We start from the raw sequence: 26,273 nt of genomic DNA, 5'->3' as shown, positions 1-26,273 counted from the left end.
CGATCAGCTTCCCCCATGCCCTCTCGCGGAGCCCGTCCGGTCCCGTTCAGGAAACCGTCTCGTCGGCCTGGATGTCGTACTTGATCGTGTCGCCGTCGACGGAGGTGACCTCGACGGTCACGCCGAGGCTGGTGCCGTCGGTCGCGGTGAGCTCGCAGCGCATCGTGGTGCCGACCTTGCCGGCCAGGTCCTCGGGGCAGGTGACGTCCGGCTTCGGCTGGCCCGTCGCCGCGGCGAGCTTCTCGGCCACCTGGTCCGCCACCTCGTCCTTGGACAGCTTGGCCTCCGACCCGACTGTCACCTCCGCCGAGCAGCCCGCCAGCAGTGCGACGGCGGCCGCGGCGGCAAGGCCCCAGGAAGTCGAGACGGACAAGGGCTTGGGCACGACGGCTCCGTTCGAGGGGGAGGGGGAGGCAGCGCGAGGGCCGTGAGGTGACGCTCGCCGATGCGCATTTCTATCAGGGCGCGCGGCCGGTCCGACGGGTTTTCACGTCCTCCCGTGCCCGCCTGCCAATGATCTTCACGTCGTGACATGCCTGGTGCCCGCCGACGGAACGTTCCGTCGACGGGCACCAGGTGGGTCGGGGGCGGGTCGGGTCAGTGGATGATGCCGGTGCGCAGGGCGACGGCGACCATGCCGGCGCGGTCGCCCGTGCCGAGTTTGCGGGCGATGCGGGCGAGGTGGCTCTTGACGGTCAGGGCGGACAGGCCCATCGAGACGCCGATCGCCTTGTTGGACTGGCCCTCCGCGACCAGTCGCAGCACCTCGACCTCGCGGCCGGACAGTTCGCGGTAGCCGCCCGGGTGGCTCGGGGCACCCGGGGGGCGGCGGTGGAGGCGGGCGGCGGCGGCGCCGATGGGGGCGGCACCGGGTCGGGTGGGGAGCCCGACGTTGGTGCGGGTGCCGGTGACGACGTAGCCCTTGACGCCGCCGGCGAGGGCGTTGCGCACGGCGCCGATGTCGTCGGCGGCGGAGAGGGCGAGCCCGTTGGGCCAGCCCGCGGCTCGGGTCTCCGACAGCAGGGTCAGGCCGGAGCCGTCGGGGAGGTGGACGTCGGCGACGCAGATGTCGCGGGGGTTGCCGATGCGGGGACGAGCCTCCGCGACGGACGAGGCCTCGATGACGTCGCGCACACCGAGCGCCCACAGATGACGGGTGACGGTGGAACGGACGCGGGGGTCGGCCACGACCACCATGGCGGTCGGCTTGTTCGGGCGGTAGGCGACCAGGCTTGCGGGCTGCTCAAGAAGAACGGACACCAGGCCTCCTGGGTGCGGGGACGGGGCCGGCTCATGGGGAAGAAGCCGGGACGAACCGTGCTTTCAAGGTCACAGTCGTCTTCGGCATCAAACCTGTCGTCCTTTAGAGAATGATCACGATCTGGTGAGTAACAATCCGAGCAATTCGGACAGGCGATCGATCATTCGAAGACCGAACGGTTTCGGTCTGCGTCGTTACGCGCCCGGAAGTGGCCGTATCGACAAAGTGACCTGACCTGTTCGAGGGAAAAGAAGGGAAAAAGGAACGGAGGGTACGGCGCAAGCCGTACCCTCCGTTCCTCTGCCTCCGGCTAGCGGGACTGCGGCCCCCGGCGCTGCGGCAGCGTCACCACCGACGCGTCGCCCGGACCGGCCGGCGGCAGTCCGCCGACCTGGGCCAGCAGATCGCACCAGGCGCCCAGGTGCGCGGCCGTGTCCGGCACCCCGCCCAGGCCCTCGCGCGGGGTCCAGGAGGCGCGGATCTCGATCTGCGAGGCGGCGGGGCGCGCGGACAGGCCGCCGAAGTAGTGCGAGCTGGCGCGCGTCACCGTGCCGCCGGCCTCGCCGTAGGACAGCCCGCGTCCCTGGAGGGCGCCGGTGAGCCAGGTCCAGCACACCTCCGGCAGCAGCGGGTCGGTGGCCAGCTCCGGTTCCAGCTCCGCGCGCACCAGCGTCACCAGCCGGAAGGCGCCCTGCCAGGCGTCGTGCCCGGCCGGGTCGTACAACAGCACCAGACGCCCGTCCGCCAGGTCCTCGTCGCCGTCGACGACCGCGGCCTCCAGCGCGTACGCGTACGGCGCCAGCCGCTGCGGCGGGCGGGTCGCCTCCACCTCGACCTGCGGGCGCAGCCGCGTCGCCCGCAACGCGTCGACGGCGGCCCGGAACGGCAGCGGAGCCGTACTGTCCGGATATCCGACGCCGTCCGCACCGTCCTTGTCGTCCTTGGGTTCGTCCATTCCGCCCGTGCCGTCCGACAGTCGTCCCTGAGCCGCAGCCATGCGGGGAAGATTAAGCGGAACGCGGCCCCGGCGCAGGGAGGACACCCGCGACAGGACGCGATGTCCGGATCACGCGGCGCACGGACGGAGAGGGCGGCGCACGGCCCGGCGCGGCACCAGGGCCGCCCGCCCCGGTGCGCCCCGCGGTCCGGGACGGTGGCCGGGGCGTGCGAGACTTTCCGTCGTGAGTGCCAACCAGAGCCCCGACCAGAGCCCCGCGGGCCAGCCGCCGACCGCCACGTACGACTCCGCCTTCCTCAAGGCGTGCAGGCGTGAGCCGGTGCCGCACACGCCCGTGTGGTTCATGCGCCAGGCCGGACGCTCGCTGCCGGAGTACCGCAAGGTGCGCGAGGGCATCCCCATGCTGGAGTCCTGCATGCGGCCCGAGCTGGTCACCGAGATCACCCTCCAGCCGGTCCGCCGGCACGGAGTGGACGCGGCGATCTACTTCAGCGACATCGTCGTCCCGCTCAAGGCCATCGGCGTCGACCTCGACATCAAGCCCGGCGTCGGCCCGGTCGTCGAGAACCCGGTCCGCACCCGCGCCGACCTGGCCCGGCTGCGCGACCTGACCCCCGAGGACGTCTCCTACGTCACCGAGGCGTTCGGCCTGCTCACCGCCGAACTCGGCGCGACCCCCCTGATCGGCTTCGCGGGCGCCCCCTTCACCCTCGCCAGCTACCTCGTGGAGGGCGGCCCGTCCCGCAACCACGAGCACACCAAGGCGATGATGTACGGCGACCCGCAGCTGTGGGCCGACCTGCTCGACCGGCTCGCCGAGATCACCGCCGCCTTCCTGAAGGTGCAGATCGAGGCGGGCGCCAGCGCCGTCCAGCTCTTCGACTCCTGGGTCGGCGCCCTCGCCCCGGCCGACTACCGCCGCTCGGTGCTGCCCGCCTCCGCCAAGGTCTTCGACGCCGTCGCCGGCTACGGCGTCCCGCGCATCCACTTCGGCGTCGGCACCGGTGAGCTGCTCGGTCTCATGGGCGAGGCAGGCGCGGACGTGGTCGGCGTCGACTGGCGGGTCCCGCTGGACGAGGCCGCCCGCCGCGTCGGCCCCGGCAAGGCGCTCCAGGGCAACCTCGACCCGGCCGTCCTCTTCTCCTCCCGCGAGGCCGTCGAGACCAAGACCGACGAGATCCTCGCCGCCGCCGAGGGGCTGGAGGGCCACGTCTTCAACCTCGGCCACGGCGTCCTGCCGACCACCGACCCGGACGCCCTGACCCGCCTCGTGGAGTACGTGCACACGCGCACCGCGCGCTGACGTCCCCGCGCCCGCGGACCGCCCCGGCCGCGTCGCCTGCCCGACAGCAGGTGACGCGGCCGGAGTGTTTCCGGGTGCCCTCGCGTTCTCACACCGCCCGCCACCGGCGCGCCCGCCTCCCGAAGAGGATGCCGGGCGGGTCCGGCGGCGGGGGAGTGCCGGGCTTGAGGGGCCAGGCCAGCAGCAGACCGGCCACGAAGCCGACGACGTGGGCCACGTAGGCCACGGTGCCGGCGTCGGAGAGGCCCTGGCCGGCGGAGTAGAACGCCTGGAGGACGAACCACAGGCCCAGGACGATCCAGGCGGGCAGCCGCAGCGGCAGGAAGATCAGGAACGGGACGAGGACCCAGACGCGGGCCCTCGGATAGAGGAGCAGGTACGCGCCGAGGACGCCGGCGATCGCCCCCGACGCGCCGATCAGCGGGGCGCCCGAGCCGGCGTTCAGCAGGGCGAAGCCGTAGGTCGCCGCGTAGCCGCAGACGCCGTAGAAGAGGAGGAACCGCAGGTGGCCCATGCGGTCCTCGATGTTGTTGCCGAAGATGTACAGGAACAGCATGTTGCCCAGCAGGTGCGGCCAGCCGCCGTGCAGGAACATCGCCGTCAGGACGCTCAGCTCCGGGGACTTGTCGTAGTCCGGCGGGGCGATCACACAGCCCGGCCCCTGGGTGCCGACGCCCACGTCGCCGGTGGGCACGAGCCGGGGCAGCCGGTGGTGGATCAGCTCCTGGGGGACGGCCGCCCAGTGGTCCAGGTACGCCTGGAGATGGCACTGCTGGACCAGGCCGCCGGCGCCGGTGAGCGAGTCGGCCATGCCGGGCATGGACAGGAACACCGCGAGGTTCGCGGCGATGAGCGCGTAGGTGACCCACGGGGTGCTGCGCACCGGGTTCACGTCATGGACGGGGATGACCACGGATGACTACTGCCCCGGGCGGCGCCGGCGAAGCAGCCGCTGGGCTGAACGCCGCCGCCCGGTGACGCGTATGACTCACCGACCGGCCGCGGCACGGCGCAGGCGTGCCGCGCGGACGAGGTGAGGAGCAGGCGATGGACGACCGAGTGACCCCCGCACCGCGGGCCCTGCCCGACGGCGAGGCGGAGATCGCGCTGGTACTGCGGCTGCCCTGGGAGGACGTCGCCCGGCTCGGCCAGGAGGCCGGGCGGCTGGCCGCGCAACGGCAGCGGCCGGTCACCCTGGACGAGGCCGCGAGCCACCGGCTGCGCTCCGCGCGGGCCGCCGCCCACGCCCGGCAGGCCGGGGAGCAGCCGCCCCCGGTCGCCCAGCCGGCGCCGGCCCCCGTGTCGTCGCTGCCGGCCCGGCCGCCGGAGCAGGCGCGGCAGGTCATCGACCGGATCAACGGCACGGCGTGAGGCGTCAGTCCGCCTGCTCGACCGCCCGCGCCGCCTTGCGGGCCGCCACCAGCACCGGGTCCCACACCGGCGAGAACGGCGGGGCGTAGCCCAGGTCCAGCCCGGTCATCTGCTCCACCGTCATGCCCGCCGTGAGGGCCACCGCCGCGACGTCGACCCGCTTGCCCGCGCCCTCCCGGCCGACGATCTGCACGCCCAGCAGCTTGCCGGTGCGGCGCTCGGCGAGCATCTTCACCGTCATGGGGGAGGCGTCCGGGTAGTAGCCCGCGCGGCTGGTCGACTCGATGGTGACCGCGACGAACTCCAGGCCCACCCGGCGGGCGTCCTTCTCGCGCAGCCCCGTCCGGGCGATCTCCAGGTCGCAGACCTTGCTGACGGCCGTGCCGACCACGCCCGGGAAGGTGGCGTACCCGCCGCCCGCGTTGGTGCCGATGACCTGGCCGTGCTTGTTGGCGTGGGTGCCGAGCGCTATGTGCCGCGACTGCCCGGACACCAGGTCCAGGACCTCCACGCAGTCGCCGCCCGCCCAGATGTCGGTGTGCCCCCGCACCCGCATCGCCCGGTCCGTCAGCAGACCGCCGTGGCCGCCCAGGGGGAGCCCGGCGGCCCGGGCGAGCGAGGTCTCCGGGGTGACGCCGATGCCGAGCACCACCACGTCCGCCGGGTGCACCGCGTCGCCGGCGACCACCGCGCTCACCCGCCCGTCCTCGCCGGTGCGCACTTCGGTGACCTCGGTGTCGTTCACCATGGTGATGCCGAGGCCCTCCATGGCGTCGTGCACCAGGCGGCCCATGTCGGGATCGAGGGTGGACATCGGCTCCCGGCCGCGGTTGACGACCGTCACCTCGTAGCCGCGGTTGATCAGCGCCTCGGCCATCTCCACGCCGATGTACCCGGCGCCGACGACCACCGCGCGCCGGCCACGCGCGCGTGCCAGCGTGTCCAGCAGCGCCTGCCCGTCGTCCAGCGTCTGCACGCCGTGCACCCCGGGGGCGTCCGCGCCGGGCAGGTCGGGCCGGACCGGCCGCGCGCCGGTGGCGATGACGAGCTTGTCGTACGCCGTCCAGGACTCGGCGCCGGAATCGACGTCACGCGCGCGTACCCGCCGGCCTGTCACGTCGATCTCCGTGACCTCGGTGCGCATGCGCAGGTCGATGTGGCGGGCGCGGTGCTCCTCGGGGGTGCGGGCGATCAGCCGGTCCCGGTCGTCCACCTCGCCGCCGACCCAGTACGGGATGCCGCACGCCGAGTAGGAGGAGAAGTGGCCGCGTTCGAACGCCACGATCTCCAGCTCGTCGGGGCCCCTCAGCCGGCGTGCCTGCGACGCCGCGGACATCCCCGCGGCGTCGCCGCCGATCACCACCAGCCGCTCACGTCCACCCGTCGCACCGTTCATGTCCATGCGGACACGCTACGGGGGCGGGGCGTCCGGGTCCCGCTCAGTCCTCCTCCCGCTCCTCCGTCCGCGCCTCCTCTGCAGGCCTCTCCGGCGAGCGAGCCGGCCGCGGCGCAGGGCGGGCCGTCGGCAGCGGGCCCAGGGCGGTCGTCGCGGGCGCGGGTGCCGGGCGGCGCGGCAGCCGGGGCCGTACCAGCCGCACCCACAGCAGCACGACGAGCGCCGTCACCGCCGCGAACGGCAGCACCGCGCCGAACACCACCGCCAGCCAGCGCAGCATCGCCACGAACGCGTCCCAGCCGCCCGCGAGGGCGTCGGTGAACCCGGGGTCGTCGTCCGTGCCGTCAAGGCGGGGCGGCGTCTCGGTGAGGGAGAGGGTGATGGTCGCCAGGGCGGCGCGTTCCTTCAGGGACGCCTGCCGGGCGAGCAGCGACTCCAGCTCGGCCTGACGGGTGCTCAGCTCGCCCTCCAGCGTCACCACGTCGCTCAGCCGCTCCGCCCGGTCCATCAGCTCGCGGATCCGGGCCACGCTGGCGCGCTGCGAGGTGATGCGGCTCTCCACGTCCACCACCTGGTCGGTGACGTCCCGCGCCTTCGTGTTCCGTTCCAGGAGCGTGCCGGTGCCCGCGAGGCCGGTGAGGACCCGGTCGTAGGCGTCGGCGGGCACCCGCAGCACGACCTCGGTGTGCTCGTCGCCGTCCTCGTCGCGGCCGGTGGTCTCCTCGCCGACGTAGCCGCCCGCGTCCTCGGTGACGGTACGGGCCTCGGCGAGCGCCTTGGGTACGTCCCCGACCCGCACGGTCAGGGAGGCGGTACGGATGATGTGCTGCGCGGGGAGCTTCGCCGGGGCGGTCGCCTCGGAGCCCTTCGCGGCCCCGGCACCGGCACCGGCGCCCTGCCGGGCGCCCTGCTCCTGGCCGGCCGCCTTGTCGGCGCTGCTGCTTCCGGCGGAGTCGTCACCGCCGGCGCTGCATCCGGTGAGCGCGAGGGCGGCGGCCAGCAGAAGCCCGGCCAGGGCCGGAACGGGTCGTGCGGAACGGTGTGCGCGCATGCGGGTCTCCCCCGGGGACGTGACGACTGACGCTCCTTCGACGCCGGGGCGGGCCGGAACGTTGGCGTGCGCGGATCCCGATGCGGTCACGGTCCGGACGCGCGCCGGACAACGGGGGGCGCGGGTACCGGGCATCCGGGGTCCACGGGCATCCGGGGTCCACGGGCACCCGGGGTCCACGGGCACCCGGGGCCCACGGGCACCCGGGGCCCACGGGCACCCGGGGTCCGCGGGTGCCCGGCACGGGCGTGCGCCGGATGCCGGGCGCAGGGGTTTTCGCGCCGCCGGATGCGCCCGCGAGTCGGGGCGGCCGGCGCGCGCGGGACACCGGGGCGGCCGGCGCGCGCGGGACACCGGGGCGGCGCCGCCCGTGCCGGACACCGGGCCCCTTCGGCCCCTGTCAGTGGGGTCTGAGAAGGTGGGAACATGTGCGCAAGTCGGACCCGTGCGGGCACGGGGCATGTCGTCGTCGTCGGAGCCGGGATCGCCGGTCTGGCCGCCGCCCACCGGCTGTCGGAGCGGGGCGCGCGGGTGACCGTGCTGGAGGCGTCGGACCGCGTCGGCGGCAAGCTGCTGCCCGGCGAGATCGCGGGCGTGCGCGTCGACCTGGGCGCCGAGTCGATGCTGGCCCGCCGCCCCGAAGCGGTCGGCCTGGCCCGTGCGGTGGGCCTCGGCGACCGCCTCCGGCCGCCGGCCACCGCGACCGCCTCGCTGTGGACCCGCGGCGCCCTGCGGCCCATGCCCAAGGGCCACGTCATGGGCGTCCCCGGCACCGCCGCCGCCCTGTCCGGCGTGCTGTCGGACGAGGGGCTCGCCCGCGTCGAGCGCGACGCCGAACTGCCCCCCACCGAGGTCGGCGATGACGTGGCGGTCGGTGCGTACGTGGCGGCGCGGGTCGGCCGCGAGGTGGTCGACCGCCTGGTGGAGCCCCTGCTGGGCGGGGTGTACGCGGGTGACGCGTACCGCATCTCGATGCGCTCGGCCGTACCCCAGCTGTTCGACGCCGTCCGCGCGCACACGTCGCTCACCGAGGCGGTCCGCGCCATCCAGGGCCGTACGGCCGCCGCCCCGGGCCCCGGCGGCCCCGTCTTCATGGGCATCGAGGGCGGCATCGGCACCCTGCCCCCGGCCGTCGCCGACGCCGTCCGCGCCCGCGGCAGCGAGATCCTGCTGAACAGCCCCGTGACCGAGCTGCGCCGCACCGCGCCCGCCGGGTGGCGCGTCGTCGCCGGCGACCGGGTGCTGGCCGCCGACGCGGTGATCGTCGCCGTACCCGCCCCGGCCGCCGCCGCGCTGCTGGGCGCCGAGGCGCCCGCCGCCGCGGCCGAGCTGGCCGCCGTGGAATACGCCTCCATGGCGCTGATCACCCTCGCCTACCGCCGCGCCGACGCCGCCGCGCTGCCCGAGGGCAGCGGCTTCCTGGTGCCGCCGGTCGACGGACGCACCATCAAGGCGTCCACCTTCGCCTCCCGCAAGTGGGGCTGGATCGACCGCGAGGACCCGGACCTGGTCGTGCTGCGCACCTCCGTCGGCCGCTACGGCGAGACGGAGATCCTCGGCCGCGACGACGCCGGACTCGTCGCCGTCTCCCGGCACGACCTGGAGCGGGCCACCGGCCTGACCGCCGCGCCCGTCGCCACCCGCGTCACCCGCTGGCAGGACGGCCTGCCCCAGTACCCCGTCGGCCACCACGCGCGCGTGGCCCGCGTCCGCGAACACCTCGCCGGGCTTCCCGGCCTCGCCGTGTGCGGCGCGGCGTACGACGGCGTCGGCGTCCCGGCCTCCATCGCCAGTGCCCGGGCCGCCGCCGACCAGGTCCACGACGGCCTCGGGGGTGTGGAGGAACTCACCACCGACCCGGTGCGGAGCCCACAGAATGGAGCGGGAGAATAAGGTCATGAGTGACGACGCCTCCACCCCCGCGGCCGAGCGCATCCCCAACAAGGGCAAGCTGGCCAAGGACCTCAACGAGGTCATCCGCTACACCCTCTGGTCCGTCTTCAAGCTGAAGGACGCGCTCCCCGAGGACCGCGCCGGGTACGCCGACGAGGTCCAGGAGCTGTTCGACCAGCTCGCCGCCAAGGACGTGACCGTGCGCGGCACCTACGACGTCTCCGGGCTGCGCGCCGACGCCGACGTGATGATCTGGTGGCACGCCGAGACCAGCGACCAGCTCCAGGAGGCGTACAACCTCTTCCGCCGCACCAGGCTGGGCCGCGCCCTGGAGCCGGTCTGGTCGAACATGGCGCTGCACCGCCCCGCCGAGTTCAACCGCTCGCACATCCCGGCGTTCCTCGCCGACGAGACGCCGCGGAACTACATCAGCGTCTACCCCTTCGTGCGCTCCTACGACTGGTACCTGCTGCCCGACGAGGACCGCCGCCGCATGCTCGCCGACCACGGCAAGATGGCCCGCGGCTACCCCGACGTGCGCGCCAACACGGTCGCCTCCTTCTCGCTGGGCGACTACGAGTGGATCCTCGCCTTCGAGGCCGACGAGCTGTACCGCATCGTCGACCTCATGCGCCACCTGCGCGGCTCCGAGGCCCGGCTGCACGTCCGCGAGGAGGTCCCGTTCTACACGGGCCGCCGCAAGGACCTGCCGGAGCTGGTGGCCGGGCTGGCCTGACCAGCAGCCGGAATCAGAGGCCCGGTCAGCTCTCCGGCGCGGGCACCGGGGCCGGGCGCGGGGCGCAGGACGCGTCCCGCGCCGGGAGGCGGCCGTCGAGCAGATACGCCTCCAGGTGCGCGTTGACGCACGCGTTCGGGCCGCCAGCGATGCCGTGGGAGCCGGCGTCCCGCTCGGTGACCAGCACCGAGCCCGACAGCCGGCGCCGCAGCTCCAGCGCCCCGGCGTAGGGCGTGGCCGCGTCCCGCTCGGCCGCCAGGATCAGCACCGGCGGCAGCTCGCCCGGCGCGGTGCGCACGTCCAGGGGCCGCTGCCGGGGCGCCTGCCAGAAGGCGCACGGCAGGTTGGTCCACGCGTTCTCCCAGGTCTCGAAGGGCGCCCGCCGCGCCAGCCGCGTGTTGTCCCGGTCCCAGACCGTGAGATCCGTCGGCCAGGGCGCGTCGTTGCACTCCACGGCCGTGTACACGGCGCCGGCGTTCTCCGTCTCCGCGGCCGTCTCCGGAAGCGGCCCCGCCAGCTCCACCAGCGGCCCCGGGTTCCCCTTCAGATAGGCCGACAGGGCCCGCGCCCGGTGCGGCCAGTGGTCGTCGTAGTACCCGGCGCGCAGGAACGACTTCTGCAGCTGCGCCGGTCCGACCGTGCCGCCCGCCGGGCGCGCCGCCAGCGACCGGCTGGCCCGCTCGTAGCTGTCCCGCACCGCGCTCGGCGTGCTGCCGAGCCCGTACACGTCGTCGTGCGCGGCGATCCACGTCCGGAAATCCCGCCAGCGCCGCTCGAACGCCGCCGACTGGGCGAGGTTGTTGCGGTACCAGATCCCCGCCGGGTCCGGGTTCACCACCGAGTCGAACACCATCCGCCGCACCCGCCCCGGGAACAGCTCCGCGTACAGCGCCCCGAAGTAGGTCCCGTACGAGGCGCCCATGAAGGTCAGTCTCTCCTCACCCAGCGCGGCCCGGATCACCTCCAGGTCCCGGGCGTTGTTGAGGGAGTGGTAGTGGCGCAGCGCGTCGCCCGCCCGCTCGGCGCAGCCGCGCGCGTACGCCGCGGCCTCGGCGGCACGTTCCTTCTTGTACGCCGCGGAGGGCCGCGTCGGGGACGGCCGGGGGCCCTGGACGGAGCGTTCCGGGTCCTGGCAGCTCAGCGGGGCGGAGGGGGCGACGCCGCGCGGCGCGTAGCCGACCAGGTCGTACGCCGCCGCCAGGCGCTTCCACTCGGGCACCATGCCGATGAGGGGGAAGTGCAGCCCGGAGGCGCCCGGCCCGCCCGGGTTGTAGACGAGGGCGCCCTGCCGGGGCACCGCCCGCCCGCTGCCCTTCGGGTCCTTGCCGGTGGCCCGGACCCGGCCGACGGTCAGCTCGATCCGCTTGCCGTCGGGGCGCGCGTAGTCGAGCGGGACGGTGACCGTGCCGCAGCGCATGCTGCCCGGCAGTTCGTCGGCGTCCGGGCAGTCGCCGAACCCGACGCCGGCCGCCGCGGCCCGTGCGGCGGCCACCTCGGTGCCCCGCCGCTCGGCCGTATCCGTACGCGTACCCCGGTCCTCCGGGGCACCGTCGGCGCCGTCGGCGGGGGCGGCGGTGAGGGCGGCCAGGAGCAAGGAGCCGACGGCCGAGTAGAGGGCGGCTGCTCTCATCGCGTGTCCCTTCGGTGCGCAAAGTGCGACAAAAGGGATGTTTCGTTCGGAGGTCGGGGAAGGCAAGCACCCCGGCGGGTGTCGGCGCCGCGTCTTTCCGGGGAGTGGCCGGGCGCGGCCCCGACGGGTCAGTCCCGCAGGCCCTCGTACTCCTCGCGGTGCGCGAAGGCCGCGCGCAGGTCCGGTTCACCGATCGCCCGGACGCCGCGGACGGCGACCGAGGTGAGATCCGCGGCGTCCCCGGGCCGGCCGGCCCGCCGGGCGAACGCGTACAGCAGCCGCTGTCCGGCCGGTGACGCCCACGCCGAGTACGGGTGGACCTCGATGCGGGCTATCGCCAGGCAGCTCAGCGTCAGGGCGAGCGGCAGCGCGAACCACAGGGCGATCAGGTAGCGCGGCACGTCGCCGGAGGCGGGCAGGGCCAGCGCCGCCGCGCCCAGCGCGCACACCGCCAGCGCGGCGAGCCGCACCCGGCGGACCGCGGCGGCGACCGTGCGGACGCCGTCCGGTACCGCCAGGCCCGCGCCGACCAGCCGCTCGGCCAGCCCCCGCACCGCGTCCGCCGCCGCGGCCGAGGCCCGTACCGGCGCGATCCGGGACTGTCCGCCGGGACCTATGGCCCCGATCACGGAGCGCTCCATCTCGTCCTGCCCGCGCGGGTCGACGACGGTCGCCCAGCCGGTGTGCGCGAGCAGGAGCCGGCGCTGGCGGGCCATGGACACCATCGTCAGGTCGGCGACCCGCGCGGGGCCGCCCGACAGGAAGGCGGCCTCGTAGAGGTCGAGTTCACGCCCGCGGACCGCGTCCGCGCCGCCGTCCGCCGCGCGGGCGGCGGCCAGACACAGTCGCGTGCACGCCGTACCGGCGACGGCCCAGGCCGGCAGCAGGAGGAGGACCCAGAACATGCCGTTTTTCTATGCCAAGGAGAAGGGCCCACGCCACGCTCTGTTCAGCATCCGGACCCAGTGTTGCCGGTATGTGACGTTCCGTTCCGGGAAGTTCAGCGCCCCAGCAACACCCGTCGCGTGGCCCGCACCAGTCGCACCGCCGGACGCCGCGAAGGGGGCACCGGTCCCGACCGCTCCCGCCACCACCGCCGTACCTCCCGCCGGACCCGGGCGTCCGCCACGGTCCCGCTCCGCACCAGGTGCGCGGCGAAGTCCAGGGCGTCCCGGCGGTAGCCCCCGGTCATCGGCCTCTCCCGGGCGTACGCGAGGAAGGCCGGACGGTACGCCGGGCCCAGCAGCCGCGGCAGTTCGGGCGCGACCTTCGCCACCACGCCGGCCCGCTTCCCGGCCAGCGCCCGGGCCTGCACCTCCAGCCGCGCCCGGTCGAACCCCTCGGGCGCGGGCGTCCCCGCGACCAGCGAGGAGAGCAGGGCGGTCTGGGCGAGGGCGAGCCGCCTGCGGGTGCCTTCGCCCGCAGCCGCAGTCCGCGCCCCGATGTGCGCCGCCCCGCTGCCTGCCGCCGCGCTGCCCGCCGCCCCGCCCGGCAGCCGTACGGTCTCCCGGCCCCCGGCCGCCCGCCCCTTCTCCACCGCCGCCCCGATCGCGGCCAGTTCCCCTTCCAGCTCGGCCGGCTCGGGAAAGTCCTCGTCCCGCTCCAGCAGCACCCCCGGCGGCGCGACCCGCGAGGCGAGGTCGGTCAGCACGTCGAGCACCGGCTGGGTCACGGGGTGGGCGTGGCTGTCGTGCCAGACGCCGTCGCGTTCGAAACCGCCCGCGACATGGACGTAGGCGAGCGCCTCCAGCGGCAGCGCGGCGAGCGCCTCGGCCGGATCCTCGCCGCGGTTGACGTGGTTGGTGTGCAGGTTGGCCACGTCGATCAGCAGCCGTACGCCGGTCCGGTCGGCCAGTTCGTACAGGAACTGCCCCTCCGTCATCTCCTCGCCGGGCCAGGAGAAGAGCGCGGCGATGTTCTCCACGGCCAGCGGCACGGGCAGCGCGTCCTGCGCGATGCGGACGTTCTCGCACAGCACGTCCAGGGCGTCCCGGGTACGCGGCACGGGCAGCAGGTGCCCCGCCTCCAGACGCGGTGAGAAGGTCCCGGGGCCGCCCGCGCGGACGAACGCGATGTGCTCGGTGACCAGCGGTGACCCGAGTACCTCGGCCCGCTCGGCCAGCGCCGCGAGCCGCCCCGCGTCGGGCCGGTCCGCGCCGCCGAGGCCGAGGGAGACACCGTGCGGCACCACGGTGACGCCCCGCTCGCGCAGCCGCAGCAGCGAGGCCGGGAGGTGTCCGGGGCACACGTTCTCGGCCACCACCTCGACCCAGTCGATGCCCGGCATCGCCTCGACGGCGTCCGCGATCTCCGGGCGCCATCCGATACCGGTTCCCAGTCGGTGCACGGCCTCCACCCCCTCTCCTGCGTACATGCCGGGGGTATCGCCGCCGCGAGCGGGGCCGAACCATGGAACGCGGGCGTTCAGAGCAAGATTTGAGGTTCGGCGCGCGCCATCACGTCACCCGCACCGCGTCACCGCAGCTCCGGGTGGTCCGCCACCACCGTGCACGACCCCGGCGCGATCTCCGTGTACCCGGCGTCGCGGACCACCGGCAGGCCGCCCGCGGTGAGGCGGGGCCAGTCGGCTGGGGACGCGGTGCGGACGGCGAGCGGGAAGCCCGCGTCACGCCAGGCGGCGCGCTGCTCGCCGGTCAGTTCCCACCAGGCGAGCTGGGCGCCGTGCCCGGCCTGCGCCATCGCCTTGCCCGCCGACATCTCGACCTCGGGACTCATCCACAGCACCGGCCCGGACCGGTCGGCGTCGCCCGGCGGTTCGGGGTCGTCGAGTTCGGTGCCGGAGACCTGGAGCTTGGCCAGCTCCTTGGGCCAGCCGTCCAGCGGGACCGGCGGGAAGACCCGCACCTCAGCCGACTTGCCGGTGACCGTGATGCCGGGCAGCCCCTCGGCCCGCCGCCACTCGGCGCCGCGCGCCCGCCGCACCACCTTGCGGATGCGGGCGTCCTGCCAGTCCCGCATCGCCCGCGCCCATTCCCCCTCGCCCACCGACCGCTCGTCGGCGAGCATCACCAGCACCGCCCGGGCGGCGGTCTCCAGCGCGTCGGTACGGGCCGGCGGCGCCGCGCGCTCGATGCGGACCACCAGCGGCAGCACGAACTGCGGGGCGAGGTCCCGGTCCCCGGGTCCGGCGCGGAACGGGCTGTCGGCGGCGGGGCCGCCGGGTGCGGAGCTGTCGGGAACGGGTGTCGCGTCGTTGTTCACGCGCCCAGTCTGCCAAGCCGCCGCGGACCCGGGAGAACACGGGCCATGCGACGTGAGCCACGGCCGACGGGGTGGGCCGTCGCTACGGCGATGGGCCGGTTCACCCTGGACACGCGGTCCGCTGCGCCTCCAGCCACTCGCAGGCCGGGCAGAGGGTGACGCCCTTGTACGACTCCGGGTACTCCGTCGGCTCCCGGCACAGGAAACTCCCCCGCTCTCGGCTTCGCTCGAGCGGGAGGGACCCCCATCGCGTACGGCGGCCCCTCCGCCTTCGGCGGCCTGCCCGCGTCGTCGATCAGGCAGTAGTCGTTGTCGCTCAAGTCTCCGGCGTAGAACCGTCAGGTCCGCCCGTTCGCGGCGCCGACCAGCTCGGAGACCTTGACGAAGCGGTAGCCCTGCCGACGGAGTTCGGGCACGATCGTCCGCACCGCCCGCTCGGTGACGGGGGCGGCGCTGCGGGTGCAGTGCAGGACCACCACCGACCCCGGCCGGACCCCGTCCAGCACCTGCCGGGCCACCGCGTCCGCGTCGGTCGCGAAGGCGTCGCCGCTCACCACGTCCCACTGCACGGCGGTGACTCCGGCGGCCGTCAGCTCCTTCAGCGCCGCCGGGTCGTGGCACCCGCCCGGGAAGCGGAAGTACGGCATCGGGTCCTGGACCCCGGCCTTCCGGAACGCCGCGTACGCCCGTTCCACGTCCGCCCGCATCCGGTCGCGGGACACGGCCGGCAGGCCGTAGCAGTCGTCGGTGAAGGCGTAGTGGCTGTAGGAGTGGTTGGCGACCTCGAAGAGCCGGTCCCGGCCGATCGAGCGGGCCTGGTCCGGGTACTCCTCGGCCCACCGCCCGGTCATGAACACCGTCGCCGGCACCTTCAGCTCCCGCAGCGCGGCGATCAGCTCCGGGTTGTCGAACCGCTCGCCCGCCGCCGCCCGCGGCCCCTGGTCGGCGGTCATGTCGGCGTCGAAGGTCAGCGCCACGGTCCGCTCGCCGGCGCGCGGACCGTGCGAGAAGACCGGGGTGAGCCCGGCCGGACCGGGCGCGAGAGTCGGAACGGACGGCGCCGGAGCAGAGGAAGAGGAGGAGGCGGCCGGGCGCCGCGGTGCCTCGGCGGTGCCGCAGGCGGCGAGGGCGGCGCCCAGGAGAGAGACCAGGACCGCACGACGTACGAGAGTGATCATCGTACGAACGTATGGGTGGCTTCGTCGGTTTCCCCGCCGCCGGGCGCCGACCCGGCCGTACGGTCACCCGGCCGGGCGGCCGGTCAGATCTCCCGCCGCTCCAGCGGCTTCGTCGCCGGGCCCTCGATGACCTTGCCGTCCGTGTCGAAGCGGGAGCCGTGGCAGGGGCACTCCCAGGCGCGCTCGGCGGCGTTGAAGCCGACCAGGCAGCCCAGGTGGGTGCAGCGCGGGGAGACGGCGTGCAGGGCGCCGGCCTCGTCGCGGTAGACGGCGACGCGGTCGCCGCCCGCCCGGACGACCGCGCCCTCGCCGGGCGGCAGGGCGTCCACGGGGGGCGCGGGCCTGAGCCGGTCGCCGACGAAGTGCCGGGCCACCTCGGCCTGCGTCTGGAGGAACTGCGGCGCCTCACGGACCTGGGTGCGCAGCCGGCGCGGGTCGTACAGCTCGCTCCACGGGCTGCCGGCGCCCGTGATCTGCGCGGTGAGCAGCAGGCCCGCCATCATGCCGCCGCTCATCCCCCAGCCGCCGAAGCCGGTGGCGACGTAGGTGTGGTGCGCGCCCGGGTGCAGCGGGCCCACCATCGGCACGGTGTCGGTGGGGTCGATGTCCTGGGTGGCCCAGGCGTGGGTGAGGGTGACGCCGGGGAAGTGGCCGCGGGCCCAGCCGGACAGGCGCTCGAACCGCTCCCGGGTGTCGCCCGTGCCGGGGGTGAAGTGCTCCCCGGTGACGATGAGCAGACGCCGGCCCGTGTCGTCGAGGGGCGCCGTGCGGGCCGAGCGGGTGCCCTCGTCCGGGGTGATGTACATGCCGTCGATGTCCTGGCCGGCGTCGAGGGGACCGGCCACGACCAGCTCGCGGCGCGGGGAGAGCCGGGTGAACAGCAGCGCCCGGTCGAAGATCGGGTAATGGGTCGCCACCACCACGTCCCGGGCCCGCACCGTCGCTCCCGTGTCCGTCGACAGCCGGCAGGGCTCGCCCTCGTCCAGCCCGTGCACGACGGTGTTCTCGAAGATCAGGCCGCCGCGCGCCAGCAGGTCCCCGGCGAGGGCCAGCAGGTACTTGCGCGGGTGGAACTGGGCGCCGCCCGCGACCCGCACGGCGCCCGCGACCGGGAACGGCAGCCCCGTCTCCGTCACGAACTCGGCCGGCAGCCCCGCCTCCTTCGCCGCAGCGGCCTCCGCCCGCACCTCGTCCACCCGGCCCGCGTCGCAGACGTAGGTGTACGCGCTCCTGGGCTCCCAGTCGCAGTCGATGCCCAGCTCGTCCACCAGCGCCGCGGCGCGCGTGATCGCCTCGGTCTGGGAGCGGGCGTACAGCCGGGCGCCCTCGGGGCCCCGGGTGCGGCGCAATTTGTCGTAGACCAGGGTGTGCTGGGCGGTGAGCTTGGCGGTGGTGTGGCCGGTGACGCTCGCGGCGATCCGCCCGGCCTCCAGCACCGCCACGCTCCGCCCGGCCCGCGTCAGCTCGTACGCCGCGCTCAGTCCCGCGACGCCGCCGCCGATCACGGCGACGTCGACGTCGAGATCCTCCGTCAGCGCGGGGTGGGGTTCACCCGGTGCCGTCTCCAACCAGTACGAGCCGCTGGGCCGCGCGTTCTCCGTCATGCGGCTCCGGGTACCCCGCGCCGCGCCGCGTTCACCCGGTGGCCGCCCGCCAGGGTCCCGTCACCGCGAACGTCGTCCCCGGCGTGTAGCAGTTGACGTACATCGTCCCGCCGTCGGGGGAGAACGTCACCCCGGCGAACTCGCCCCACTCCGGTTCCCCGGCCGTCCCGATGTTCTGCCGGCCGCGGGCCATCGCGTACACCTCGCCCTTGCGCGTCACCCCGAAGACGTGCTGGGCGCCGCCCCCGTCCTCGCAGACCATCAGGCCGCCGGAGGGCGCCAGGCAGATGTTGTCCGGGGACTCGCCGGGCAGCCGTACGTCGGTGTCCGGGCCGAAGACGATCACCAGGGTGAGCCGGCGCCGCTCGGGGTCGTAGCGCCAGATCTGGCCGTGGTGGTCGGCCGCCGAGCCGTCCGCGCCGCGGGCGAAGGACGACACGAAGTACACGCAGCGCCCGCCCCAGTAGCAGCCCTCCAGCTTCTGGGCGTGGGTGATGCCGCCGCGGCCGAAGTCCTGGAAGCGGATCGGCGTCCCGGCGGCCAGAGGATCGGGGACGTCCACCCACGCGATGCCGTCGAACGTCGCGCCCGTCTCCTGGATCGTGGACAGGTCGGGTACGCCCGGCACCCGCATCGCCTGGAGCCGGCCGCCCGCGCGCAGCGACCCGGTGCCGCCGAGCGGTTTGTCGGGCAGGAAGCGGTAGAAGAGGCCGAAGGGGTGCTCGAAGGCGTCCTCGGTCTCGTAGACCACGCCCCGCCCCGGGTCCACGGCGACCGCCTCGTGCTGGAAGCGGCCCATCGCGGTCAGCGGTACCGCGCCGGTGCGGTGCGGGTCGGCGGGGTCGACCTCGAAGACGAAGCCGTGGTCCTTGGTGTAGCCGTCGGTGCCTGCCTTGTCCTCGGTCTCCTCGCAGGTCAGCCAGGTGTGCCAGGGGGTGGGCCCGCCCGCGCAGTTCACGGCCGTACCGGCGATCGCGACCCGCTCGGACAGCACCCGGTTGCCGGAGTCCAGGGTCAGCGCCGTGCAGCCGCCCTGGCCGGCCGGGTCGTAGGTGAGGCCCTCGACGGCGGGGACGGGGACGCGGCCGTCGGCGCGGTTCTCGTGGTTGCGGACCAGATGGACGCGGCCCCGGGCGGCGGGGAAGGCGGACATGCCGTCGTGGTTCGAGGGGACCGGCCCTTCGCCCGACCGCAGGGGCTCGCCCTCCCGGGACAGCACGCGGTAACGGAAGTCGGCGGGCAGGTCGAGCAGCCCGTCGGGGTCGGGGACCAGCGGGCCGTATCCGGTGTGGCCCAGGGACTGCGCGGCGGCGGTGCCGGTGAAGAGTTCGGTCAGGGCGCCGGAGAAGACGATGCCCGCTCCCAGGGCACCGGAGCGGGCGAGTACGTCACGTCGGGACGCCGGGCGAGGGTTCGCCGGACGCGGGGACACGGACATGGGGAAACCTTCCTGCTGGCGGACAGGACTGTGACCCGCTGTGTTTATCACTTCACAGAAGACCCGGGAACCACGTGCGGCGCAGGTGGCAGGTCCGGGCACCCCACGGGGGCGCGTGGAGTGCCCGGACGTCTCAGCCGGGCGTCAGCCCGCCGGTTCGGTCACCCCGGCCGGTTCCTTCACCTGGGCCTGTGCCCCCACCTGCGCCGGTTCCGTCACCTTCACCGGGTCCGTGCCGGTGGCGCTGTGCCGCTCGGCCCAGTTCTCCAGGGCGGTACGGCAGGCGTGGTCCAGGTGGTGCAGTCCGGACAGGTCCAGCTCGATGGGCCGGTCCTGCGGGAGCGACTCCAGGCTGTCGAGGATCTTCGGCAGCCGCAGGAAGGTGGCGTTCCCCGACAGGTACACCTGGATGGGACCGGCACCCTTGTCGACGATCTCCGTCTTCAGGTGCGAGGCCTCCCAGGCGGTCTTGACCACCGACAGGGCCAGACCGATCAGCACGCCCTCGAACATGTTGACGGCGACGATGGACAGGGCCGTGACGATCAGGATCAGCGCCTCGCCCCGGTGCGTCCGCCACAGCGTCACCAGCGGACGGAACGGGATCAGCTTCCAGCCCGCGTGCACCAGGATGCCGGCCAGCGCGGGCAGCGGGATGTAGGCCAGCGCGGCCGGGAGCAGCGCCGCGAACAGCAGCAGCCACACACCGTGCATGACCCGGGACGCCTTGGTCTTGGCGCCCGCGTTCACATTGGCCGAGCTGCGCACGATGACCGCGGTCATCGGCAGCGCGCCGAGCACTCCGCAGATCGCGTTGCCCGCGCCCTGCGCCATCAGTTCCTTGTTGTACTCGGTGCGCGGACCGTTGTGCAGCCGGTCCACCGCGGCGGCGCTGAACAGGCTCTCGGCGGAGGCGATCAGGGTGAAGGCGATGATCGTGCCGATGATGCCGACGCTCGCCAGTTCGCCGAAGGCGTCGGCGCCGGGCGGCTGGATGGAGTCGAACAGGCCGTTGACCTCGACCGTGGCGACCGGCAGCCCGAAGGCGAGGACGGCGAGCGTGGCCAGGACGACCGCGGCGAGCGCGCCCGGCACGGTCTGGGCCTGCTTGGGCAGCTTCTTCCAGCCGACCATCACCGCGATGGTGCCCGCGCCGATCGCCAGCGAGGCCAGCGCGTCGGTGGAGCCGAACGCGTCGGCCGCCGCCCCCGGCAGCCCGGCGATCTTGCCGAGTCCGGAGGCGGGCGCCTCCAGGCCCGCCGCCGCGTAGAGCTGGCCCGCGATGATGACGAGCCCGATGCCGGCCAGCATGCCCTCGACCACCGACAGCGAGATGGCCCGGAACCAGCGCCCCAGCTTCAGGGCGCCCATGCCGAGCTGGAGCAGCCCGGCCGCCAGCACGATCACGCCGAGCGCGGGCAGGCCGTAGGTGTCGACGGCCTCGTAGACCAGGACGGTCAGTCCGGCCGCGGGGCCGGACACCTGGAGGCTGCTGCCGGGCAGCAGACCGGTGACGATGCCGCCCACGATGCCGGTGATCAGGCCGAGTTCGGCCGGGACGCCGGAGGCGACGGCCACGCCCACGCACAGCGGCAGGGCGACCAGGAACACGACGAGGGAGGCGGCGAAGTCCTGCCGCAGGAACGGGTACTTGGATATTCGGGACACGGCGGCGCTCACAGGACGTCGAACGTGTCGGTGTCCGCCTGGTGTGCGTGCACGGTGCCGGTGTGCACCTCGTAGTACCAGCCGTGCAGCCGGAGGCTGCCCTCGGCCAGACGCCGCTCGATGCACGGGTAGGAGCGCAGTCGCAGCAGCTGGGCCAGTACGTGGTTCTGCACGGGCTCGGCGACCGCCGGGTCGGCCGGGTCGGAGCACTTCGGCTGGTCCGCGCCGTAGCTGAGCCAGTCGCGTACGGCCGGTACGGCGTTCAGGTCGTCGCCGCGGACCATCGCGCCGACGGCCCCGCAGTGCGAGTGGCCGCAGACCACGATGTCGTCGACGCCGAGCACCTGCACGGCGTACTCGATGGTGGCCGCCTCGCCGGTGGGGCGCTCCGCGGTGTACGGCGGGACGACGTTGCCCGCGGTGCGCAGCTCGAAGAGCTGGCCGGGCCGGGCGCCCGTGATCAGCGCGGGTACGACCCGCGAGTCGGAGCAGGTGATGAACAGGACGTCGGGGGACTGGCCTTCGGCGTACCTGGCGAACTCCTCAGGGCGCTGTCCGTACGTGCGGGCGTGGTCGATGAGGGGTTGCATGAGGGTGTTTTCCTCCTGGCGCGCGTGGGGGCGCGTCGGACGGTCGATGACAGAGGTGGGGCTGCTGCTCCGGACTGTCAGCAGCGGAACACCTGGAGTGCCGCGGGGGAACGGTCCGCCGGGGATCTCGGCGGCCGTGAGTGCCCGATGCCGGACTGGACCTGCTCGAAGACGGCCGGGATGCGCTGCCTCAGGAGCGGTCGCTCGGCCGACCGGGGTTCCGGGGCGGTGGCGGTGCGGTGCCGGTCGCGGACCCGCGGGGGACCGGTCGGGTCCCCGGGCCGGCCGGCGTCGTGGCACGTGACGGTCTCGATGCGCGCCACCCATCCGGAAGGGATGGTTCCGGACTGGGTGTCGGCCACGACATCACGGCTCGTGTGCGCGGTTGCGAAGGACGCGCTGGGTGCGAACAGCTGGAAGGTGAGCAGGGCGGCGGCGAGGAGTGAGATCACGGTTCTGGCCGTCGTACCTCGTGGCATATGCCCCCCTTCGCTCACCTCGAACGTTTTACAAGAACCAACACTTGGTCAATGGCTGGTCAAGAAAGACGTTAACCCGGCACAGTCCTTTGCAGGGTTAATTCGGTGTTTCGTGTCTGAGGAGAGCCTGAAAAGAGTGGGCGCCTGGCGTGAACGCCCTCTTGACTTCAGGGGGTTGGGGCGCGGCCCGCCGCTCAGCGGGTGTCGGCCAGGCGTGCCGCGTCGCGCGCCAGTGCGGTCAGCCGGGAGATCGCCCGGAAGTACTTCTTGCGGTAGCCGCCCTTGAGCATGTCCTCGCTGAACAGCCGGTCGAAGGGCAGCCCGGAGGCGAGCACCGGCACCTCCCGGTCGTACAGCCGGTCCGCGAGCACCACCAGCCGCAGCGCCGTCGACTGGTCCGGCACCGGACGCACCCCGGTCAGGCACACCGCCGCGAGGCCGTCGGTCAGCGCGCCGTAGCGGCTGGGGTGGACCCGGGCCAGGTGGTCCAGCAGGTCGGGGAAGGCGTCCAGGGAGGCGCCCGCGGTGGCGTGCGCGGCCCGGGTGACCTGCTCGTCGGAGTACGGCGCCGGGGCCTCGGGCAGGCCGCGGTGGCGGTAGTCCTCGCCGTCGATGCGCAGGGTGCGGAAGTGCGCCGACAGGCCCTGGATCTCGCGCAGGAAGTCGGCCGCCGCGAACCGGCCCTCGCCGAGCTTGCCGGGCAGCGTGTTGGAGGTGGCGGCCAGCGCCACGCCCGCCTCCACCAGCCGGGAGAGCAGGCTGGAGACCAGGACGGTGTCGCCCGGGTCGTCCAGTTCGAACTCGTCGATGCACAGCAGCCGGTGCCCGGACAGCGTCCGCACGGTCTGCTGGAAGCCGAGGGCGCCGACCAGGTTGGTCAGCTCCACGAAGGTGCCGAACGCCTTGCGGGACGGCTCGGCGTCGGTGGCGTGCCAGAGGGAGGCCAGCAGATGGGTCTTGCCGACGCCGTAGCCGCCGTCGAGGTAGACGCCGCGGGGGCCGGCCGGGGTCTTCGGCGCCTTGCTCCGCCCGAGACCGAACAGGCCGCGCCTGCCGCCGCCCGCCGGTGCCGCCTGGCCGAGCCCGGCCGCGAAGCCCTCCAGCACCCGTACCGCCTCGCTCTGGCTGGGCTGGTTCGGGTCCGGTACGTAGGTGTCGAACCGGACCGAGTCGAACCGCGGCGGGGGCACCATCTCGGCCACCAGCCGGTCGGCGGGGACGTGCGGCTCACGGGAGCACAGGGACAGCGGGGCGGTGCCCGCGGTGCCCGCTATGGGTGCGGAGCCGGAGGCGGCGGGGCCGGAGGCGGGGGAGGGAGACGACACGGTTCATCATGGTAGATGGCGTGGAACACTGCACCGCATGCGACGCCTGTTCCCTGTGACCGACCAGACAGCAGCGGCAGAGACCACCGAGGGGGCCCCGGGAGGGGGCGACCGGGGTGACCGGGAGTGGAGCCTGGCGGAGCTGGCCGCCGCGTACGCCTATCCGGAGCCGGAGCCGGAGCCGGAGCCGGAGCCGGAGCCGGAGCCGGGTTCGGGTTCGGGGTCGGGGTCGGGTTCGGGTTCGGGGCCGGATCGCGGTTCCGGGGGCGGCGGGCCGGGCGTGTGGCTGCGGGCCAACATGGTCTCCACGCTCGACGGGGCCGCCCAGCACGACGGCCGCTCCCAGCCCATCTCCAGCGCCGCCGACATGCGGATCTTCGGCACGCTGCGGGCGCTCGCGGACGTGATCGTCGTCGGCGCCGAGACCGTACGCCAGGAGGGGTACCGGCCGGCACGCGCGCGTGCCGAGTTCGCGGCGGCCCGGCAGGCCGCCGGGCAGGGCCCGGTGCCCGCGATCGCGGTGGTCAGCGCCGGCCTCGGCCTGGACTTCTCCCTCCCGCTGTTCACCTCGCCCCTGGTCCCCACGCTGGTCCTGACCGGCGCCGCGGCGCCCGCCGACCGCGTCGCCGCCGCCGAGCGGGCGGGCGCCCGGGTGGTGGTCGCCGGGGACGGGCCCGGCGTGGATCCCGCGCGTGCCGTGGAGGCCCTCGCGGCCCTGGGCCACCGGCGGCTGCTGACCGAGGGCGGGCCGCGGCTGCTCGGGCAGTTCGTCGCGGCCGGGGTGCTGGACGAGCTGTGCCTGACCGTCTCCCCGCTGCTGACGGCGGGGGACGCGCAGCGGATCGCCGGGGGGCCGTCCGTCCCGGTGCCGCGGCGGTTCGAGCTGGCCTCCCTGCTGGAGGAGGAGGGCTTCCTCTTCAGCCGGTACCGGAGGGTCTGACGCGCCGTGTGTACGGGGCGCGGCAATACTCGGAATATTCCGTTCCGCTTGGCTGGGGACGGGCACACTGATTCCGGCAGTACCTGCGCGATCACGGGGCAGGATGGTTTCGGCAGGGCCGGACACGGCTCACGGAGGGTTTGGGGCCCGCGGGCCCGCGAGGGAGAAGGGGCGCCTGGTGTTCACAAGCGTTTTGATGATCGAGAAGGCCCTGACGTCCGCCGACGTGGAGTTCGTCACCACCTTGCACGGGGACGAGGCCGTCTCCTTCTACGTGCTGCTCCAGCCGCGCGGCGACCAGGCGGACCGGCTGCTGCGCGCCATCGACGACATCGCGCTCGGCGAACTGGACGAGGCCGTCCGCGAGGGGGAGACGCCCGAGGGCGAGGAGGCGCTGACCACGGGACAGCGGGCCCTGGAGGTGTCCCTCACCGCGCTGCGCGCCTCGGGCCACGAGGCGGTGGGCCGGCTGATCGACGAGCACCCGCTGGACGCGCTGAAGACCCTGGTGGAGGAGATCGGCGCCGACGAGGTGATCGTGCTGACCGACCCGCACTACGTGGAGGAGTTCTTCCACCGGGACTGGGCCTCCCGGGCCCGGCACAAGGTCGGCGTCCCGGTGCTGAAGCTGTTCTCGCACAGCAAGGCGTGAGCCCTCCGGCCGGTCGGCGGGTGCGCGGGGAGCCGCGCACGGCTGCGCGGCGTGCCCCGGCCAGGTCGGCGACGGCGCCCGGCACCGCATAGGCTGACCGGCGCAGACAGGCACGTACAGAACCGCACGCACAGAACCGCACGCACAGGGAGACAACATGGCACCCGGCCTCCCCACCGCCATGGACCGACCGCACTTCATCGGCATCGGCGGCGCCGGAATGTCGGGGATCGCCAAGATCCTCGCGCAGCGCGGAGCCAAGGTGGCCGGCAGCGACGCGAAGGACTCCGCGACGGCGCAGGCGCTGCGCGCGCTGGGCGCCACGGTCCACATCGGGCACGCCGCCGGGCACCTCGCCGACGACGCGAGCTGTGTGGTGGTCTCCTCCGCGATCCGCGCCGACAACCCGGAGCTGGCCCGCGCCGCCGAACTGGGCGTCCCGGTCGTCCACCGCTCGGATGCCCTCGCCGCCCTGATGGACGGCCTGCGTCCGCTCGCGGTGGCCGGCACCCACGGCAAGACGACCACCACCTCCATGCTGGCGGTCGCCCTGTCCCACCTGGGCCTGGACCCCTCGTACGCGATCGGCGGCGACCTGGACGCGCCCGGCTCCAACGCCCTGCACGGCGACGGCGAGATCTTCGTCGCCGAGGCGGACGAAAGCGACCGCAGCTTCCACAAGTACGCCCCCGAGGTCGCCATCGTCCTCAACGTCGAACTCGACCACCACGCCAACTACGCCTCGATGGACGAGATCTACGAGTCCTTCGAGACGTTCGCCGGCCGGATCGTGCCCGGCGGCACGCTGGTGGTCTCCGCCGACCACGAGGGCGCCCGCGAACTGACCCGCCGCCTGGCCGGCTCGGTGCGCACGGTGACGTACGGCGAGGCGGCCGACGCCGACGTCCGCATCCTCTCCGTCGTCCCCCAGGGCCTGAAGAGCGAGGTCACCGTCGCCCTCGACGGCACGGAACTGACCTTCACCGTCTCCGTCCCCGGCCGCCACTACGCCTCCAACGCGGTCGCCGCCCTGGCCGCGGGCGCCGCCCTCGGCATCCCGGCCGCCGAACTGGCCCCCGCCCTCGCCGCCTACACCGGCGTGAAGCGGCGGCTCCAGCTCAAGGGCGAGGCGGCCGGCGTCCAGGTCATCGACTCCTACGCGCACCACCCCACCGAGATGACCGCCGACCTGGAGGCGATGCGCGCGGCGGCCGGCGACGCGCGCATCCTCGTCGTCTTCCAGCCGCACCTGTTCTCCCGCACCCAGGAGCTGGCCAAGGAGATGGGCCAGTCCCTCGCCCTCGCCGACGCCTCCCTGGTCCTCGACATCTACCCGGCCCGCGAGGACCCGATCCCCGGCGTCACCAGCGACCTGATCGTCGAGGCCGCCCGCGCGGCCGGCGCCGACGTCACCCCGCTGCACGAGGCGGCCGGGGTACCGGAGGCGGTCGCGGGAATGGCACGGTCCGGTGATCTCGTTCTCACCATGGGCGCGGGCGACGTCACCGACCTCGGCCCGCTGATCCTGGACCGTCTCAAGCAGCAGCAGAAGCAGCAGAAGCAGTAGAAGAAGAAGCA

General features: G+C 74.3%; 24 protein-coding genes and 1 pseudogene. 7 read left to right on the top strand and 18 right to left on the bottom strand.

All coding sequences use genetic code 11. The features are described 5' to 3' along the window. Positions 1-46 precede the first annotated feature (46 nt). The 3 genes from ACIQR3_RS26835 to ACIQR3_RS26825 form a co-directional block, all read right to left on the bottom strand. Positions 47-385 (bottom strand): DUF4333 domain-containing protein, encoded by a 339-nt coding sequence (locus tag ACIQR3_RS26835; RefSeq protein ID WP_403543191.1) that lies wholly within the window; start codon positions 383-385, stop codon positions 47-49. Between the two features lie 212 nt (positions 386-597). Further along, positions 598-1,260, bottom strand: coding sequence for a response regulator transcription factor (locus ACIQR3_RS26830; protein ID WP_003972894.1), 663 nt, complete (start codon positions 1,258-1,260; stop codon positions 598-600). Positions 1,261-1,571: 311 nt separating this feature from the next. Then, positions 1,572-2,258, bottom strand: coding sequence for a DUF3000 domain-containing protein (locus ACIQR3_RS26825; protein WP_215171134.1), 687 nt, complete (start codon positions 2,256-2,258; stop codon positions 1,572-1,574). A 184-nt stretch (positions 2,259-2,442) separates the two neighbouring features. Here ACIQR3_RS26825 and hemE point away from each other — a divergent pair, with 184 nt between their 5' ends. Continuing rightward, on the top strand, positions 2,443-3,522 hold the full coding sequence (gene hemE, locus ACIQR3_RS26820) for a uroporphyrinogen decarboxylase (protein ID WP_403543190.1): 1,080 nt from the start codon (positions 2,443-2,445) through the stop codon (positions 3,520-3,522). Between the two features lie 88 nt (positions 3,523-3,610). Here hemE and ACIQR3_RS26815 read toward each other — a convergent pair whose 3' ends face one another. Further along, positions 3,611-4,435 (bottom strand): rhomboid family intramembrane serine protease, encoded by an 825-nt coding sequence (locus ACIQR3_RS26815; protein WP_403543189.1) that lies wholly within the window; start codon positions 4,433-4,435, stop codon positions 3,611-3,613. 134 nt (positions 4,436-4,569) lie between these two features. Between ACIQR3_RS26815 and ACIQR3_RS26810 the strand changes: the two genes are divergently transcribed. Then, positions 4,570-4,893, top strand: a complete 324-nt coding sequence (locus ACIQR3_RS26810) for a hypothetical protein (RefSeq protein ID WP_403543188.1) — start codon at positions 4,570-4,572, stop codon at positions 4,891-4,893. A gap of 4 nt (positions 4,894-4,897) precedes the next feature. Here the strand turns inward: ACIQR3_RS26810 and ACIQR3_RS26805 are convergent, their stop codons facing one another. Then, complete coding sequence (locus tag ACIQR3_RS26805; RefSeq protein ID WP_403543187.1) at positions 4,898-6,295, bottom strand: FAD-dependent oxidoreductase; 1,398 nt, start codon at positions 6,293-6,295, stop codon at positions 4,898-4,900. A gap of 37 nt (positions 6,296-6,332) precedes the next feature. Next, positions 6,333-7,340 carry a DUF4349 domain-containing protein gene (locus tag ACIQR3_RS26800; RefSeq protein WP_403543186.1) on the bottom strand — a complete coding sequence of 336 codons (1,008 nt, stop codon included), beginning with the start codon at positions 7,338-7,340 and terminating at the stop codon, positions 6,333-6,335. Positions 7,341-7,766: 426 nt separating this feature from the next. Here ACIQR3_RS26800 and hemG point away from each other — a divergent pair, with 426 nt between their 5' ends. After that, complete coding sequence (gene hemG, locus ACIQR3_RS26795; RefSeq protein ID WP_403543185.1) at positions 7,767-9,233, top strand: protoporphyrinogen oxidase; 1,467 nt, start codon at positions 7,767-7,769, stop codon at positions 9,231-9,233. Positions 9,234-9,237: 4 nt separating this feature from the next. Beyond that, complete coding sequence (gene hemQ, locus ACIQR3_RS26790) at positions 9,238-9,969, top strand: hydrogen peroxide-dependent heme synthase (protein WP_215171120.1); 732 nt, start codon at positions 9,238-9,240, stop codon at positions 9,967-9,969. Positions 9,970-9,994: 25 nt separating this feature from the next. On the opposite strand, the gene ACIQR3_RS26785 is transcribed toward hemQ, so the two are convergent. The 12 genes and pseudogenes from ACIQR3_RS26785 to zapE all read right to left on the bottom strand — a co-directional run bounded on the left by ACIQR3_RS26785 (position 9,995) and on the right by zapE (position 23,103). Next, positions 9,995-11,599, bottom strand: a complete 1,605-nt coding sequence (locus ACIQR3_RS26785) for an alpha/beta hydrolase (RefSeq protein ID WP_403543184.1) — start codon at positions 11,597-11,599, stop codon at positions 9,995-9,997. A 128-nt stretch (positions 11,600-11,727) separates the two neighbouring features. Beyond that, the gene (locus tag ACIQR3_RS26780) at positions 11,728-12,504 is read right to left on the bottom strand and encodes a TIGR04222 domain-containing membrane protein (protein WP_403543183.1); all 777 of its coding nucleotides are present in this window, start codon (positions 12,502-12,504) and stop codon (positions 11,728-11,730) included. 95 nt (positions 12,505-12,599) lie between these two features. After that, positions 12,600-13,973, bottom strand: coding sequence for a DUF692 domain-containing protein (locus ACIQR3_RS26775; RefSeq protein ID WP_403543182.1), 1,374 nt, complete (start codon positions 13,971-13,973; stop codon positions 12,600-12,602). Between the two features lie 101 nt (positions 13,974-14,074). Then, positions 14,075-14,821, bottom strand: coding sequence for a peptidyl-tRNA hydrolase (locus ACIQR3_RS26770; protein WP_403543181.1), 747 nt, complete (start codon positions 14,819-14,821; stop codon positions 14,075-14,077). A gap of 100 nt (positions 14,822-14,921) precedes the next feature. After that, a pseudogene (locus tag ACIQR3_RS26765) lies at positions 14,922-15,141 on the bottom strand (hypothetical protein). 18 nt (positions 15,142-15,159) lie between these two features. Then, entirely contained in the window at positions 15,160-15,999 is an 840-nt protein-coding gene (locus tag ACIQR3_RS26760) for a polysaccharide deacetylase family protein (protein ID WP_403543180.1), read from the bottom strand. Between the two features lie 83 nt (positions 16,000-16,082). Next, positions 16,083-17,603, bottom strand: coding sequence for an FAD-dependent oxidoreductase (locus tag ACIQR3_RS26755; protein WP_403543179.1), 1,521 nt, complete (start codon positions 17,601-17,603; stop codon positions 16,083-16,085). 31 nt (positions 17,604-17,634) lie between these two features. Then, a complete protein-coding gene (locus ACIQR3_RS26750; protein WP_403543178.1) occupies positions 17,635-19,041 on the bottom strand; it encodes an alkaline phosphatase PhoX in 1,407 nt (468 codons plus the stop codon). 144 nt (positions 19,042-19,185) lie between these two features. Next, on the bottom strand, positions 19,186-20,700 hold the full coding sequence (locus ACIQR3_RS26745; RefSeq protein WP_403543262.1) for a SulP family inorganic anion transporter: 1,515 nt from the start codon (positions 20,698-20,700) through the stop codon (positions 19,186-19,188). Positions 20,701-20,717: 17 nt separating this feature from the next. Next, entirely contained in the window at positions 20,718-21,299 is a 582-nt protein-coding gene (locus tag ACIQR3_RS26740; RefSeq protein WP_403543177.1) for a carbonic anhydrase, read from the bottom strand. A gap of 77 nt (positions 21,300-21,376) precedes the next feature. Further along, positions 21,377-21,751, bottom strand: coding sequence for a hypothetical protein (locus ACIQR3_RS26735; protein WP_403543176.1), 375 nt, complete (start codon positions 21,749-21,751; stop codon positions 21,377-21,379). A gap of 221 nt (positions 21,752-21,972) precedes the next feature. Further along, complete coding sequence (gene zapE, locus ACIQR3_RS26730; RefSeq protein ID WP_403543175.1) at positions 21,973-23,103, bottom strand: cell division protein ZapE; 1,131 nt, start codon at positions 23,101-23,103, stop codon at positions 21,973-21,975. Between the two features lie 37 nt (positions 23,104-23,140). Here zapE and ACIQR3_RS26725 point away from each other — a divergent pair, with 37 nt between their 5' ends. The 3 genes from ACIQR3_RS26725 to murC all read left to right on the top strand — a co-directional run bounded on the left by ACIQR3_RS26725 (position 23,141) and on the right by murC (position 26,262). Beyond that, a complete protein-coding gene (locus ACIQR3_RS26725; RefSeq protein ID WP_403543174.1) occupies positions 23,141-24,043 on the top strand; it encodes a pyrimidine reductase family protein in 903 nt (300 codons plus the stop codon). Between the two features lie 178 nt (positions 24,044-24,221). Continuing rightward, positions 24,222-24,695, top strand: a complete 474-nt coding sequence (locus ACIQR3_RS26720) for an indole-3-glycerol phosphate synthase (protein WP_403543173.1) — start codon at positions 24,222-24,224, stop codon at positions 24,693-24,695. 157 nt (positions 24,696-24,852) lie between these two features. Further along, positions 24,853-26,262, top strand: coding sequence for a UDP-N-acetylmuramate--L-alanine ligase (murC, locus tag ACIQR3_RS26715; RefSeq protein ID WP_403543172.1), 1,410 nt, complete (start codon positions 24,853-24,855; stop codon positions 26,260-26,262). The last annotated feature ends 11 nt before the right edge of the window (positions 26,263-26,273 follow it).

Origin of the sequence: Streptomyces sp. NPDC090994 (genome assembly GCF_044768905.1) — a bacterium.
Lineage (GTDB): Bacteria > Actinomycetota > Actinomycetes > Streptomycetales > Streptomycetaceae > Streptomyces.
The sequence above is the reverse complement of the archived record's forward strand: the minus strand, read 5'-3'. Positions and strand labels throughout refer to the sequence as shown.